The 15,262-nt window shown below is 63.0% G+C and carries 10 protein-coding genes, 2 tRNA genes and 1 pseudogene; 4 read left to right on the top strand and 9 right to left on the bottom strand.

What is annotated here, in order from left to right:
* Positions 1-234 precede the first annotated feature (234 nt).
* Together rlmB and rnr are read right to left on the bottom strand one after the other, a co-directional pair.
* A complete protein-coding gene (rlmB, locus tag LOY22_RS02495) occupies positions 235-987 on the bottom strand; it encodes a 23S rRNA (guanosine(2251)-2'-O)-methyltransferase RlmB (protein WP_045196868.1) in 753 nt (250 codons plus the stop codon).
* A complete protein-coding gene (gene rnr, locus LOY22_RS02490; RefSeq protein ID WP_045196866.1) occupies positions 984-3,581 on the bottom strand; it encodes a ribonuclease R in 2,598 nt (865 codons plus the stop codon). Before rnr ends, rlmB begins: the two co-directional genes overlap by 4 nt.
* 266 nt (positions 3,582-3,847) lie before the next feature.
* Here rnr and LOY22_RS02485 point away from each other — a divergent pair.
* The 4 genes from LOY22_RS02485 (at position 3,848) to LOY22_RS02470 (ending at position 6,866) form a co-directional block, all read left to right on the top strand.
* A tRNA-Leu gene (locus LOY22_RS02485) sits at positions 3,848-3,934 on the top strand.
* An 87-nt stretch (positions 3,935-4,021) separates the two neighbouring features.
* Positions 4,022-4,108, top strand: a tRNA-Leu gene (locus LOY22_RS02480).
* Positions 4,109-4,284: 176 nt separating this feature from the next.
* Positions 4,285-5,298, top strand: coding sequence for an extracellular solute-binding protein (locus tag LOY22_RS02475; protein WP_045196863.1), 1,014 nt, complete (start codon positions 4,285-4,287; stop codon positions 5,296-5,298).
* On the top strand, positions 5,298-6,866 hold the full coding sequence (locus tag LOY22_RS02470) for an iron ABC transporter permease (protein WP_195885554.1): 1,569 nt from the start codon (positions 5,298-5,300) through the stop codon (positions 6,864-6,866). Before LOY22_RS02475 ends, LOY22_RS02470 begins: the two co-directional genes overlap by 1 nt.
* A gap of 81 nt (positions 6,867-6,947) precedes the next feature.
* On the opposite strand, the gene LOY22_RS26960 is transcribed toward LOY22_RS02470, so the two are convergent.
* The 7 genes and pseudogenes from LOY22_RS26960 to hflX all read right to left on the bottom strand — a co-directional run bounded on the left by LOY22_RS26960 (position 6,948) and on the right by hflX (position 15,258).
* The gene (locus tag LOY22_RS26960) at positions 6,948-7,652 is read right to left on the bottom strand and encodes a methyl-accepting chemotaxis protein (protein WP_408980944.1); all 705 of its coding nucleotides are present in this window, start codon (positions 7,650-7,652) and stop codon (positions 6,948-6,950) included.
* 201 nt (positions 7,653-7,853) lie between these two features.
* A pseudogene (locus LOY22_RS26955) lies at positions 7,854-8,066 on the bottom strand (methyl-accepting chemotaxis protein); the annotation flags it as partial.
* A 954-nt stretch (positions 8,067-9,020) separates the two neighbouring features.
* Positions 9,021-10,313, bottom strand: a complete 1,293-nt coding sequence (locus LOY22_RS02460) for an adenylosuccinate synthase (protein ID WP_010221599.1) — start codon at positions 10,311-10,313, stop codon at positions 9,021-9,023.
* A 54-nt stretch (positions 10,314-10,367) separates the two neighbouring features.
* Positions 10,368-11,555: an ATP phosphoribosyltransferase regulatory subunit gene (locus LOY22_RS02455; RefSeq protein ID WP_045193730.1), complete on the bottom strand. Its 1,188-nt coding sequence runs from the start codon at positions 11,553-11,555 to the stop codon at positions 10,368-10,370.
* Positions 11,556-11,830: 275 nt separating this feature from the next.
* Complete coding sequence (gene hflC / locus LOY22_RS02450; protein ID WP_045193732.1) at positions 11,831-12,700, bottom strand: protease modulator HflC; 870 nt, start codon at positions 12,698-12,700, stop codon at positions 11,831-11,833.
* Complete coding sequence (gene hflK / locus LOY22_RS02445) at positions 12,700-13,860, bottom strand: FtsH protease activity modulator HflK (RefSeq protein ID WP_045193733.1); 1,161 nt, start codon at positions 13,858-13,860, stop codon at positions 12,700-12,702. Before hflK ends, hflC begins: the two co-directional genes overlap by 1 nt.
* Positions 13,861-13,956: 96 nt before the next feature.
* Positions 13,957-15,258 carry a ribosome rescue GTPase HflX gene (gene hflX, locus LOY22_RS02440; protein WP_010221595.1) on the bottom strand — a complete coding sequence of 434 codons (1,302 nt, stop codon included), beginning with the start codon at positions 15,256-15,258 and terminating at the stop codon, positions 13,957-13,959.
* Between the last annotated feature and the right edge of the window lie 4 nt (positions 15,259-15,262).

The raw sequence follows: 15,262 nt of genomic DNA, 5'->3' as shown, positions 1-15,262 counted from the left end.
AGTCTGCCACCAGAGTGGTCAGACAAGGAGTGAAGGACACTTGTATGTCTTGCCCTGGGAAGAGGCGCGTGAACGCCTGCCAACATGGCAAGGGGCGCAATTGTAGAGAAGCGCCGGGGGACAAGCAAGGTCATTGGTGATTATTTGAACAGCCTTAAAAGCATCGCGGGTCCAGCCCGCTCCCACAAGGACCTGTGGGAGCGGGCTGGACCCGCGATAGATGCAACGCCGAAATCAAGCCTGGCGCTTTGCCTGGCGCTGACGAACGGCCTCGAACAGGCACACGCCCGTCGCCACCGACACGTTCAGGCTGCTGACGCTGCCTGCCATCGGCAGCTTGACCAGAAAATCACAGTGCTCGCGGGTCAAGCGGCGCATGCCCTTGCCCTCGGCGCCCATGATCAGGATGGTCGGGCCGGTCAGGTCCTGCTGATACAGCTCTTGCTCGGCCTCGCCCGCAGTACCGACCACCCACAGGCCACGTTGCTGGAGCTTCTCCAGAGTCCGCGCGAGGTTGGTGACCGCCACCAGCGGAATGACTTCTGCCGCACCGCAGGCCACTTTCCGAACCGCTGGGGTCAAGGTCGCCGACTTGTCTTTGGGCACCACCACCGCCAGCGCGCCGGCGGCATCGGCGGTGCGCAGGCAGGCGCCGAGGTTGTGCGGGTCGGTGACACCGTCGAGTACCAGGATCAACGGCGCGCCTTCAGTGCGGTCGAGCAGTTCTTCAAGCATCGCCTCGCCCCAGACCTGGCTCGGGCTGACTTCAGCCACCACGCCCTGGTGCACGCCTTCAACCCAGGCATCCATCTCGCGGCGTTCAGCCTGGCCGACCGCCACGCGGTTTTGCCCGGCCAGCTCCAGCAGCGCCTGCAGGCGCGGCTCGCTACGGCCTTCGGACAGCCAGATCTGCTTGACCCGCTTGGGGTGGTGACGCAACAGGGCTTCCACGGCATGCACGCCGTAGATTTTTTCCAACTGACTCATGACTTGGCCTTGGGTTTGCGTGACGCGGAGCCGGCTTTCGGCGGCCCTTTACGATGCTTGCTCGGTTTTTCCGATTTGCCCGACTTCGACGCAGGCTTGCCGCCTGCGTGCTTGGCATCGGACATCAAGGCCTTTTTCATTTCCCGACTCTTGCGCACTTCGGCGTTGTTGGCCACGGCATTGGCTGGGAAATAGGCTTCGGCAGTTTCGTTCTTGCGGCTGCGACGGGCAGGCTCTGCAGCCTTGGCCGGCGCCTCGGCCTTCTTGTCGAGCACCGGCACCGGCTTGCCGTCTTGCGGGCGCACACCTTCACCACGCTGCTTGCGGCCAATCGGCGCCTTGAGGGTGTTCTCGGCCATCTCGAAGTCGATCTTGCGCTGCTCGAGATCGACGCGCATCACCCGCACTTCGACGGTATCGCCCAGGCGGAAGCTGCGCCCGGTACGCTCACCGGCCAGGCGGTGGTGCACAGGGTCGAAGTGGTAGTAGTCGCCCGGCAGGGCACTGACATGGACCATGCCTTCGACGTAGATGTCGGTCAGCTCAACGAACAGGCCAAAGCCGGTCACCGCGGTGATCACACCCGGGAAGCTCTCGCCGACGCGGTCTTTCATGTACTCGCACTTGAGCCAGTTGACCACGTCGCGGGTGGCCTCGTCGGCACGCCGCTCGCTCATCGAGCACTGCTCGCCGAGCTGCTCCAGGGTCGCCTCGTCATACGGGTAGATGCGCGCCTTGGGGATGCTCATGGCACCGGCACGCTTGACGTGCGGGGTTTCCTGACGCGAACGGATCACGCTGCGGATCGCCCGGTGGGTCAGCAGGTCCGGGTAGCGGCGGATCGGCGAGGTGAAGTGGGTGTACGCCTCGTAGTTCAGGCCGAAGTGGCCGTTGTTGTCGGCGCTGTACACCGCCTGGCTCAGCGAGCGCAGCATCACGGTCTGGATCAGGTGGAAATCCGGGCGGTCGGCGATGCTCGCCAACAATGCCTGGTAATCCTTGGGCGACGGACCGTCCTTGCCCTTGTGCAGGGACAGGCCCAGCTCGCCGAGGAAGGCGCGCAGTTTTTCCAGGCGCTCCGGTGGCGGGCCGTCGTGAACACGGTACAGGGCCGGAATTTCGTGCTTCTTGAGGAACTCGGCGGTGGCCACGTTGGCCGCCAGCATGCACTCTTCGATCAGCTTGTGAGCGTCGTTGCGCACGGTCGGGCGGATTTCGGCGATCTTGCGCTCGGAACCGAAGATGATCCGGGTTTCCTGGGTTTCGAAGTCGATCGCGCCACGGGTATGACGGGCCGCCAGCAGCACCTTGTACAGCGCATAGAGCTGCTTGAGGTCCGGCACCACTTCGCTGTACTGCTCGCGCAGGGCCTTGCCTTCGCGGGTACGAGCGTGTTCGAGCATGCTGCTGACCTTGTTGTAGGTCAGGCGTGCATGGGAGTGGATCACCGCTTCATAGAACTGGTAATCGACCATCTGCCCGGACTTGTTGATGGTCATTTCACAGACCATCGCCAGCCGGTCGACGTGCGGGTTCAGCGAGCACAGGCCGTTGGACAGCTCTTCAGGCAGCATCGGTACCACGCGCTCGGGGAAGTACACCGAGTTGCCGCGCACCTGGGCTTCGGCATCCAGGGCAGAGCCCAGGCGCACGTAGCTGGAAACGTCGGCAATCGCCACGTACAGGCGCCAGCCACCGGAGAATAGGCGCAATTTGCCCAGGCTCTCGCAGTACACCGCATCGTCGAAGTCGCGGGCGTCTTCGCCGTCAATGGTGACGAACGGCAGGTGACGCAGGTCGACGCGGTGCTCTTTGTCTTTCTCTTCGACTTCCGGCTTGAGCTTGCGCGCTTCCTTGATCACCGCTTCGGGCCAGACGTGCGGAATGTCGTAGCTGCGCAGGGCAACGTCGATTTCCATGCCCGGGGCCATGTAGTTGCCGATCACTTCGGTAACGTCGCCCTGGGGCTGGAAGCGCGGGGTCGGCCAGTGGGTGATCTTGACTTCGACGAACTGGCCGATCTTGGCACCGCCGTTACGCCCCGGGGTGATCAGCACTTCTTGCTGGACCTTGGGGTTGTCGGGGGTGACAAAGCCGATACCGCCTTCTTCGAAGTAGCGGCCAACGATGCTTTCGTGGGCGCGGGAGATCACTTCGACCACCACGCCTTCGCGGCGGCCACGGCGATCCAGGCCGGAAACCCGGGCCAGGGCGCGGTCGCCATCGAACACCAGGCGCATTTGCGCAGGGCTCAGGAACAGGTCGTCGCTGCCGTCATCCGGGATCAGGAAGCCAAAGCCGTCACGGTGGCCGGCGATGCGGCCGAGGATCAGGTCGAGCTTGTCTACCGGGGCATAAGTGCCGCGCCGGGTATAGATCAGCTGGCCGTCACGCTCCATCGCGCGCAGACGGCGGCGCAGGGCTTCGATCTGGTCTTCGGTGGTCAGGCCGAACTCTTCGACCAGCTGCTCACGGGCTGCCGGCGAGCCGCGCTCGTCCAGACGCTGGAGGATCAGCTCACGGCTAGGAATAGGGTTTTCGTATTTTTCCGCTTCACGAGCGGCCTCGGGATCGAGGGTCTGCCAATCGGCCATTAGGAGGGGTTCACCTTGTCTATATAAGGGTTAGTTTGGCATAGGCGTATTGAAACCGGAAATTTCAGGCTTGGACAGCCCTGTCAGAGCCCCCTGGATGCTGCCAAAACCATCATAAGGAACAACGACTTGAATTTTTTAAGATTTTTTCTTAACGGGGGTTTACAGCTCTCAGGAGCATCCGTATAGTGCGCACCACAACGACGGACACCGTCGTTATAGTTGAGAAGCAGCACGATGTGAAGCATCATGTTCCTCAGCGAAATGCCCAGATGGTGAAATTGGTAGACACGCCAGCTTCAGGTGCTGGTGACCTTACGGTCGTGGAAGTTCGAGTCTTCTTCTGGGCACCAATTTCAAATCTTAGAACTGCCGCTGGCTTCTGAGATTTACTGCAACACGCTACACTGTTTTCGTTACAAGCTACACCGCTTCATTTTGCCCAGATGGTGAAATTGGTAGACACGCCAGCTTCAGGTGCTGGTGACCTTACGGTCGTGGAAGTTCGAGTCTTCTTCTGGGCACCAATTCAGATCAAACCCGCGAAAGCGGGTTTTTTCGTTTCTGCCCTACCCTTTTCCTCGCCTGCAATCCCGAAACGACCGATAGCCTGCTCATGAATTTTCCCTCACAAGGGCATTTGAGAAGCGATATCGATTATCATTGTTTCCAGATATGTAGCCGCAAGCGAGGAAGTACCCGCATGACGTTCCGCAATAACCCCCTGTTGCGCGGCCTGGCCGTCTCTGTTTTCGCCATGCTGCTCGGCACCCCAGCCGCCATGGCCGCCGACCCGGTGTCGCTGACCCTGTACAACGGCCAGCACAAGGAAATCGGTGAAGCCATCGCCAAGGCCTACGAGGCCAAGACCGGCATCCACATCAATATCCGCAAGGGCAGCAGCAACCAGCTGGCCAGCCAGATCATCGAAGAAGGTGATCGCTCCCCCGCCGACGTCATCTACACCGAAGAATCGCCACCGCTGAACAACCTCGGCGAACTGGGCCTGCTGGCCAAGATCGATGATTCGACCCTGCAGGTCCTGCCCAAGGAATACGTCGCCGCCAACGGTACCTGGATGGGCGTTACCGCACGCACCCGCGTGGTCGCCTTCAACCCCAAGGTAATCGACGAGAAAGACCTGCCACCTTCAGTGATGGACTTTGCCGACCCCGAGTGGGACGGCAAGATCGGTTTCGTGCCGACCAGCGGCGCCTTCCAGGAACAGGCCGTGGCCATCCTCAAGCTGCACGGTCGCGAGGCCGCCGAAGAATGGCTGACCGGCCTCAAAGCCTTCGGCAAGACCTACACCAACAATATGGTTGCGCTCAAAGCCGTGGAGAATGGCGAAGTGGCGGCCGTGCTGGTCAACAATTACTACTGGTACGCCCTGAAGAAAGAGCGCGGCCAGCTGGATTCGAAACTCTATTACCTGGCCGACGGCGACGTCGGTGGCCTGGTGACCATCTCCAGCGCCGCGGCGGTAAAAGCCAGCAAGCACCCGAAAGAAGCCCAGGCCCTGCTGGCCTGGATGGCCAGCGAAGAAGGCCAGCGGGTAATCACCCAGACCACCGCCGAGTATCCGCTGCATAAAGGCATGGTCTCGGACCAGGGCCTGAAGCCCTTCGAAGACCTGCGTCCGCCAAAAATCACCCCGGCCGACCTGGGTAACGCTGAAGAAGCCCTGGAACTCGAACGCGAAGTTGGCCTGCTGTAATGAGCGCAGCCCTGCCCGCGGCCGCACTGGCCAGCCGTTATATTCCCAAGCGCAAGCGCCCGTCGATCTGGGTGGTGCTGCCGGTGCTGCTGCTGGTCGGGCTGAGCCTGCTGCCGCTGCTGTACGTAGCGCTGAAAACCTGGGAAGCCGGCTGGCGCGAAGCCTTGCACTTGCTCTGGCGCCCGTTCGTCTGGGGCCTGATGCGCAACACCCTGATGCTGATGGCCGGCGTCACCCTGGCCTGCATGGCCTTGGGTGTATCCCTGGCCTGGTTGCTGGAGCGCAGTGACCTGCCCGGACGGCGCCTGTGGGGCGTGATCCTGTGCCTGCCGTTTGCCGTGCCAGCCTTTGTCAGCGGCTTTACCTGGGTGTCGCTGAGCCCGCGCTTCGAAGGCCTGGGCGGTGCCATCCTGGTGATGAGCCTGTCCAAGTACCCACTGGTGTTCCTGCCGGTTGCAGCGACCCTGCGCAACCTCGATACCTCACTGGAAGAGTCGGCACGGACCCTGGGGCAGACGCGCTGGGGCGTGTTCTGGCGCATCACCCTGCCACTGCTGTGGCCGTCGATCATTGGTGGCAGCCTGCTGATTGCCCTGCACATGCTGGTGGAGTTCGGCGCCCTGTCGATCCTCGGCCTGCAGACCTTTACCACGGCGATCTACCAGCAATTTGAGCTGGAGTTCAGCAACGCCAACGCTGCGATGCTCTCGGCAGTGCTGTTGTTCATGTGCCTGCTGATGCTCTGGCTGGAGCTGCGTGTGCGCGGCAAGGCCCGCCATGTGCGCATCGGCCAGGGCGTGGCGCGTCGCGGTGCGCCGATTCGCCTGCGCGGGTGGATGCCGGTCGGGCAGCTGTATTGCCTGGTCCTGGCGCTGCTGGGCAGCGGTATTCCACTGGGCATGCTCGGTTACTGGCTGAGCGTTGGTTCGTCGGCGGCCTTTCCGGTGGCCGATATCAGTCGCGCGCTGTTCTCATCGTTGTCGCTATCGCTGGGTGGTGCCGGATTGAGCTTGCTGCTGGCACTGCCGGTGAGTTTCCTGGTGGTGCGCTACAAGGGCCGCCTGGCGATCTGGGCCGAACGCCTGCCGTACCTGCTGCACGCCCTGCCCGGCCTGGTGATCGCCCTGACCCTGGTGTACTTCGCCCTGCACTATGTGCCGGCACTGTACCAAACCACTGGCTTGTTGCTGCTGGCCTACGCGCTGCTGTTCCTGCCCCTGGCCCAGGCGCCGGTGCGCACAGCCTTGAACAAGGCGGCGCCGCAGCTCGAAGAAGCCGCCCGCACCTTGGGCGCAACCCAGTTCACGGCGTTTTGCCGGGTGACCCTGCCGATCATCTTCCCGGCCCTGGCGGCGGCGTTCGCACTGGTGTTCCTGGATGCCATGAAGGAGCTGACCGCAACCCTGCTGCTCAGCCCGACCGGCATGACCACCCTGGCCACCGAAGTGTGGGCGCATACCGCCAACGTCGAGTTCGCGGCGGCAGCGCCCTATGCGGCGTTGCTGATCCTGGTGTCGGGGCTGCCGGTGTACCTGCTGACCACGCGGATGTATCTGAACCGCGCGTGATACCTGAAAAGCATCGCGGGGCAAGCCCGCTCCCACCGTGGGAGCGGCGGTGCGACGACTCGACTTGCCCCGCGATTACTCTCACGCGCGGAACTGCCCCAGGCTGGCCTTGAGCTGCGCCGCCAGGTCATCGAGCACCTTGCTGCTGGCGGTGGTTTGCAGCACCACCTCGGCAGCCCGCTCGGCCTGGGCGTGAATGGTCTGCACCCGACCACGCACGGCCTGCGCGCCATGAGCCTGCTGCTCGGCCGCACGGGTAGCCAGGCCAATCGCCGCATGCACCTGCTCAACCGATGCCTGCACCGATTGCTGCAAGCGCGCGTTGTCGCGCAGCACCAGCAGGCCTTCGCTAGCCTGGCGCCCGGCCTGGCTGATCGCCGCCACTGCCTCTTTGGCGCCCTGCTGCAATGCGCCGATGTGCGCCTGGATATCGCCGGTCGAGCTTTGGGTCTTGCTCGCCAGTGCTCGCACCTCATCGGCCACCACGGCAAAACCGCGCCCGGTTTCCCCGGCGCGCGCCGCTTCGATGGCAGCGTTGAGCGCCAGCAGGTTGGTCTGTTCGGCAATGCCGTGAATTACCGTCAGCACCACCTCGATCTGCTCACTTTGCTGGGCCAGGCGCTCGATGACCTTGGAGCCGGTCTCGACCTGCCCGGCCAGGTCTTCGATAAGCTTGGCCACTTGGGTGGAAGTGCGGCTGTTCTCGTCGGTGGCCTGGCGAATATCCACCACCTGCTGCAGGGCCGATTGCATCGCCTGGCTTTCGGCCTGGGCCTCATCGGCCATACTCGACAGGTCGCGCAGGCTGGCTGCAACTTCATCACGCTGCAGCTCGGCAGCAGCATCGGCGCCGGCATTGCGCTGGGTCATGGCGCCGATCTCGATGCCGGTACGCTGGGCCACTTCGCCAGCCTCACGCACAATAGGCTGCAGCTTGGCGACGAACTGGTTGACCGCCGCCGCCATGTCGCCGATCTCGTCGCGACTGTCGATGGAAACACGCTTGGTCAGATCACCCTCACCCGCCGCCAGGTCGTTCAGTGCCGCAATCAGCAGGCGCAGCTTGTTGACCACGCGCCGCCCCAGCACCACGGCGACCACCAGCAGCACGCCCAGGCCGACCAGGGCCAGCCCCACACCGATGTTCCAGCGCAGGGTCGCGGCCGCGTCCTGAACGCTTTGCGAGGTGTTGGCCTGCATACCGGCAGCACTGCCCTGCGCTGCTTCCAGGCGCGCGCGCAAAGCCTTGTTGCTGTCGGCGGCGGCACCCACCAGGCTGTCGCCGACCAACTGATCACCGCTGGCGATCAACGCCGAGAAGCGCTTGTCCAGCGCCACCAGCTCGTGGTCGACCACGGCCGTGGAAACGCCCATCAGTACCTTGCCGATCTCGACCCCGTTAGGGTTGATCGAGGCCTCGACGAAGTACACCGAAGGGTCGTTGCGCGCGGCGTCCAGTACCTTGTCCAGCGCCCGCTCGCCCTGGCCCTTTTCCAGCAGCGCCTGGTTGATCGGGTTCTGCCGGTTGAGGTAGCGGGTCAAGTGCTGACCCTGGGCGTCGTCGTACACCACGAACAGCACGCTAGGGTTGCGCTGGGCCCGGCGGGAGAACTCCGACAGGGTCGGCACGTCGTTGTCCCACATGGCCCGTGGCGCCACCGAGGCGAGCAGTTCGGCCATGTCGTTGGCCGAATCCTTGAGGTTCTTTTCCAGGGTCGCGCGCAACTGCGCCTGCTCATCCTGCAAACGCGTGGACAAACCTGCGGTCAGGCGCTGGCGGGTACTGGCGGAGAGGCTGTCGAGCCCGGAGCTGACTTCGCGCCCGGCCTGCTCAAGCTCGGCGGAAAGTTGCTGGCTGTCGGCGGCCAGACGCTTGCCCAGATCGGCCTCAAGGGCTGTGACCGTGCTCCGGGTCAGCGCGACCGCGACCAGCACTTGCACCAAAAGAGCGATACCGAGGGCAACAAAGACAGGCCGCAACAGGCGGCTTCGTAACAGTGAGAGAACGGCGGACACGAAAGAACCCTCTACTTCTGGGGCCATTAAAGTGATGGCACCACTGGAGTGATTCTTACAGCAAAGGTTGTGCCGATCAGCCGACAGAAACGACAAAGACCCCTATCAAGGGGCCTTTGTCTTTACATCAGTCGCGAATCAGGCGAACGGATGACGCAGCACGATGGTCTCGTTGCGGTCCGGGCCGGTGGAGATGATGTCGATCGGCGCGCCGACCAGCTCTTCCACACGCTTGATGTAGGCACGGGCGTTGGCCGGCAGTTCTTCCAGGGTCTTGGCACCCAGGGTCGACTCGCTCCAGCCCGGCATTTCTTCGTACACCGGCTCCAGGCCGATGTAGCTGTCGGCGTCGGTCGGGGCATCGATGACCGCACCGTTCTCGTTCTTGTAGCCAACGCAGATACGGATGGTTTCCAGGCCGTCGAGCACGTCCAGCTTGGTCAGGCACAGGCCGGAGATGCTGTTGACGTCGATGGCGCGACGCAGGATCACGGCATCGAACCAGCCGCAACGGCGGGCGCGACCGGTGGTGGCGCCGAACTCGTGACCACGCTTGGCCAGGAAGGCACCGACGTCATCGAACAGTTCGGTCGGGAACGGGCCCGAGCCAACGCGGGTGGTGTAGGCCTTGGTGATACCGAGGATGTAGTCCAGGTACATAGGGCCAACGCCCGAACCGGTAGCGATGCCGCCAGCGGTGGTGTTGGAACTGGTCACGAACGGGTAGGTACCGTGGTCGATGTCCAGCAGCGAGCCCTGGGCGCCTTCGAACATGATGTCCTTGCCGGCGCGACGCAGGTTGTGCAGCTCGGCGGTGACGTCGAGCATCATCGGCTTGAGCAGCTCGGCGTATTCCATGCACTCGTCCAGGGTCTTCTGGAAATCGATTGCAGGTTCTTTGTAGTAATTGACCAGCACGAAGTTGTGGTAGTCCAGCAGCTCGCCGAGCTTGGCAGCGAAACGCTCGCGGTGGAACAGGTCACCGATGCGCAGGCCGCGACGGGCAACCTTGTCTTCGTAGGCCGGGCCGATGCCGCGACCGGTGGTGCCGATCTTCTGCTCGCCACGGGCTTTTTCACGAGCCTGGTCGAGGGCCACGTGGTAGGACAGGATCAGCGGGCAGGAAGGGCTGATGCGCAGGCGCTCGCGCACCGGTACGCCTTTCTCTTCGAGCTTGTTGATTTCACGCAGCAGGGCGTCCGGTGCTACCACCACGCCGTTGCCGATCAGGCACTGCACGCCTTCGCGCAGCACGCCCGACGGGATCAGGTGCAGCACGGTCTTCTCACCGTCGATCACCAGGGTGTGGCCTGCGTTGTGGCCACCCTGGTAGCGCACTACGGCGGCAGCATGTTCGGTCAGCAGATCAACGATCTTGCCTTTGCCCTCATCACCCCACTGGGTGCCCAGGACTACGACATTCTTACCCATAACACTTGTCCTCATTCGCGCAAACTTGGCGCCGGCTCGTGCCGGCGGGGAATCTCAAATGGCCAGCGGCAGAACCTGCCAAAGCCCGTTTTGCTGAATCAATTGCCGATCGCAATCCGCCTCTACGGCGGCAGTCAATGGCTGCCCAGGCAAGGCCTGAACCACCCGCTGACCTTCACTGCGCAATTGGCAGACCAACTGCCAGAGTGCCGCATCGCTGCTGTCGGGCATCCAGATCCCGCCAGACGGCAATACCACCTCGGCTCGCCCCAGTGTGACCAGGGTCTTCAAATCCGTGGAGAAACCGGTGGCCGGGCGTGCCCGGCCAAAGTCCGCTCCGATGTCGTCGTAACGACCGCCCTGGGCGATCGACTGACCGACACCCGGGACGAACGCGGCAAACACCACACCGGTGTGGTAGTGGTAGCCGCGCAACTCGCCCAGGTCAAAATACAGCGGCAGCCCGGGATAACGCGTGGCCAGCCGCTCGGCGATCGCCATCAGGTCATCCAGTGCCGCCAGTACCGCAGCCGGTGCACGGCCCAGGCGCACGCGCGCCTCGGCCAGCACTTCACGGCCACCGCACAGCTCGGTGAGCGAGCGCAACATAGCGGCGAGGTCCGCTGGCAGCTTGGCAGTCAGCTCGATCACTTCGTCGACGGCCTTGCGCTGCAGGGCATCGAACAACTGCTGCTCGATTGCTCCGGACAGACCGGCGGCGCGGGCCAGGCCACGGTAGATACCGACATGACCGAGGTCCATGTGCACGTCCGGCACATCGGCCAGTTGCAGCATGGCCAGCATCAGGCTGATCACTTCGACGTCGCTGACCGGGCTGGCGTCGCCGTACAGCTCGGCACCGAGCTGGATCGGGCTGCGCGACGTCGACAACGCCCGCGGCAAGGCGTGCAGCACGCTGCCGGCATAGCACAGGCGGCTCGGGCCTTCACGACGCAGGGTATGCGCATCGATGCGCGCAACCTGTGGAGTGATGTCGGCACGGAAACCCATCTGCCGGCCCGATTGCGGGTCGATGACCTTGAAGGTCCGCAGGTCCAGGTCCTGGCCGGCACCGGTGAGCAGCGATTCCAGGTACTCGATATGCGGGGTCACGACAAAGTCATAACCCCAGCTCTGGAACAGATCCAACACCTGCCGACGCGCGATCTCGATGCGCGCCGCCTCAGGTGGCAGTACTTCTTCGATGCCATCTGGCAGCAGCCAGCGGTCTACCGTTGCCATTACGCCATTTCCCCTATGGTCCGGGCGGCTTGCCCACGGGCGAGCCTTGAGTGAAGCAGGTATCGGCAAACAATGGCGCGCAGCACCGATTCCAGCGCTACCGCCGTGCCTATACCCTCGAATACCTTGGGCTGCTCTGTAGACCCGAACCGGGTTTGAACCGTTCGATCTTGCAGACGCAAAAAAGCCGGGAATTTCCCGGCTGCCGCATCATACACCCGTTTTCTCGCGGGATCACCCCGCCAGGCGTTTTAGCCGCCCGGCGGGGTAGATGCTTATGGCTTGGACTTGCCCATGAAGCGGAAGAAGTCGCTGCTCGGATCGAGCACCAGCACATCGCTCTTGTCGGCAAAGCTCTCGCGGTAAGCCTTGAGGCTGCGATAGAACGCGTAGAAGTCCTGGTCCTGACCGTAGGCCTTGGCGTAGATCGACGCCGCCTGGGCATCACCGTCACCGCGGGTTTCTTCCGATTCCCGGTAGGCTTCGGCCAGCAGAACCCGGCGCTGACGATCGGCGTCGGCACGAATGCCTTCAGCCAGCTCGTTACCCTTGGCACGGTGCTCGCGGGCTTCACGCTCACGCTCGGTGCTCATGCGCTCGAACACGCTGCGGTTGACTTCCTTGGGCAGGTCGATGGCCTTGACGCGAACGTCGACCACTTCAATACCCAGCTCCTTGCTGGCCATGCGGTTCAACGAGGCAGTGATGTCAGCCATCAGCGCGTCACGTTCACCGGAGACCACTTCGTGCAGGGTGCGTTTACCGAACTGGTCACGCAGGCCGCTTTCCAGACGGCGCGACAGACGTTCGTCGGCAATCTGCTTGAGGCCCGAGGTTGCAGTGTAGAAACGCTCGGCATCCTTGACCCGCCACTTGGCGTAGGCATCGACCATCACCGCTTTCTTTTCCAGGGTCAGGAAGCGCTGGGTCGGGGCGTCCAGGGTCATCAGGCGGGCGTCGAACTTGCGCACCTGGTTGACGTAAGGAACCTTCACATGCAGGCCGGGCTGGACATCAGCCTGGACCACACGACCAAATTGCAGGAGTACCGCACGCTCGGTCTGGGCCACGATGTAGAAGCTGTTCCAGGCCACGATCCCCAGCACCACGGCCACGATCAGGGCGATCAGCGATTTATTGCTCATCAGCGGCTCTCCCTAGTACGCAACTGTGTTTGCTGCTGTTGCAGTTCCGCCGCACGGGCCGCATCAGCGTTGGCCGAAGGCGCAGCGCTGGTGGTCGGCGCAATACGCGAACCACTGTTCTGGATCATCTTGTCGAGCGGCAGGTACAGCAGGTTGCTCTGACCGTCCTTGCCGGAGACCAGGACCTTGCTGGTGTTGCTGTAGACTTCCTGCATGGTGTCCAGGTACAAGCGCTGACGGGTCACTTCAGGGGCCTTGCGGTACTCGGCGACCAGCTTGGTGAAGCGGTCGGCCTCACCCTTGGCGCGCGAGACGACTTCGTCGCGGTAACCGTTGGCGTCCTCGATGATCCGCTGGGCCTGACCACGGGCTTCTGGCACCACGCCATTGGCGTAGGACTCGGCCTGGTTGCGGGCACGCTGCTCGTCTTCACGGGCACGGATCACGTCGTCGAAGGCTTCCTGCACTTCACGCGGGGCTGCCGCGCTCTGTACGTTGACCTGGGTGACGGTGATACCGGTACGGTAGGTATCGAGGAAACGCTGCAGGCGCTCCTTGATTTCCACGGCCATCTGCTCACGACCTTCGGTCAGTACCTTGTCCATTGCGGTGGAACCCACCACATGACGCAGGGCGCTGTCGGTCGCGTGCTGCAGGCTGACTTCAGGCTGATCGACGTTCAGCACGAAATCCTGCAGGTTGGTGATCTTGTACTGCACGGTCAGCGGCACCTCGACGATGTTCTCGTCTTCGGTCAGCATCTGCCCCTGCTTGGTATAGGCACGTTCGCGGGTAACGTTCTCCATGTACTTGCGATCGATCGGCGGGAAGTAGATGTTCAGGCCCGGCCCTACGGTTTCGTAGTATTTGCCGAAGCGCAGCACGACTGCCTGCTCCTGTTCGTCGACCACGTACACGGCGCTGTACAGCCAGATAGCTGCAAGCACGGCGAGACCGATACCGAGCAGGCCGAAGCCACCGCCCTTGCCGATGCCGCCATCACCACCGCGTTTCTTGCCACTGCCGAACATGCCGTTCAGGCTGTCCTGCAGCTTGCGGAAGGCCTCGTCGAGATCCGGTGGCCCTTTCTTGTCGCCACCACGGCGCCCGCCCCACGGATCCTGATTGTTCGAGTTGCCACCCGGCTCATTCCAAGCCATAGCGCTCTCCATCTGATAAAGCAAAGACGCGCCCACGGCGCGCCGTCCAATGCTACAGAATGCCTGTCACGGCTGCCCGACCGCGTCGCCGGGCATTTATTGCAAAGTATGTTGCTCGATGAACTCCAGCGGCTGCAAACCTTCGCGGCTGACCAGGCGGTTCAACTCCACCCGCGGCAGTCGCACAGCCAGCAGGCTGCTGCCTTCATCGTCGTGCTCTTCGCTCTGCACCGCACCCAGTTCAAAGAACTGCGCGCGCAGCCGGGCAAAACGCTGCTCAAGGCGCAAGGTACCGACAAACAGGTCATCCCCCAGCAATTCGGCGACCGCCTGCCCCACCAGTTCCAGCCCCCGACCATCGCGGGCCGAGACCCAAACCCGTTGCGGCTTGCCATCGGCATCGCGCTGAATCTGCGGCTCGACGCCTTCAAGCAGGTCGAGTTTGTTATAGACCTCGAGGATCGGCAAGCCTTCTGCACCGATCTCTCCCAGTACCGCCATGACCTGCTCGATCTGCGCCATGCGCTCAGGCTCATGGGCGTCGATCACGTGCAGCAGCAGGTCGGAGTTGCTCGACTCTTCGAGCGTAGCCCGAAATGCCTCGACCAGCTTGTGCGGCAGGTGACGAATGAAGCCCACGGTGTCGGCCAGCACGATCGGCCCGAGGTCGTCGAGCTCGAGCCGGCGCAAGGTCGGGTCGAGGGTCGCGAACAACTGGTCGGCAGCGTAGACCTCGGACTGGGTCAGGGCGTTGAACAGCGTGGATTTGCCGGCGTTGGTGTAGCCGACCAGGGAAACCGAAGGGATATCCGCCCGTTTACGGCCACGACGAGCCTGCTCACGCTGGCTGCGGACCTTCTCCAGGCGCGCCTTGATCTGGCGCAGGCGTACCCGCAGCAGGCGGCGGTCGGTTTCCAGTTGGGTTTCACCCGGGCCGCGCAGGCCGATACCGCCTTTTTGCCGCTCAAGGTGAGTCCAGCCACGTACCAGCCGCGTGCTCATGTGCTCGAGCTGAGCCAGTTCGACCTGCAGCTTGCCTTCATGGGTACGCGCCCGCTGGGCGAAGATATCGAGAATCAGACCGGTGCGGTCAAGCACGCGACACTCGAAGACTCGTTCGAGGTTACGTTCCTGACTGGGGGTGAGGGTGTGATTGAAAATCACCAAATCTACCTGTTCGGCGTTGACCAGGTCGCGCAATTCTTCGACCTTGCCGCTGCCAATCAGGTATTTGGCGGTGGGCTGATGTCGCGCCACATTGGCGAACGCGACAATATCGGCCCCAGCCGACAGTGCCAGCTCCTGAAACTCCTGCGGATCTTCGCGCGCCTCAGGGTTCTGACCTTCCAAGTGAACGAGGACTGCCCGTTCACCACCACCGTGGCGCTCAAAGAACAAAGCA

The sequence above is a fragment of the Pseudomonas sp. B21-035 genome, from assembly GCF_024748945.1.
GTDB lineage: Bacteria > Pseudomonadota > Gammaproteobacteria > Pseudomonadales > Pseudomonadaceae > Aquipseudomonas.
The sequence above is the reverse complement of the archived record's forward strand: the minus strand, read 5'-3'. Positions and strand labels throughout refer to the sequence as shown.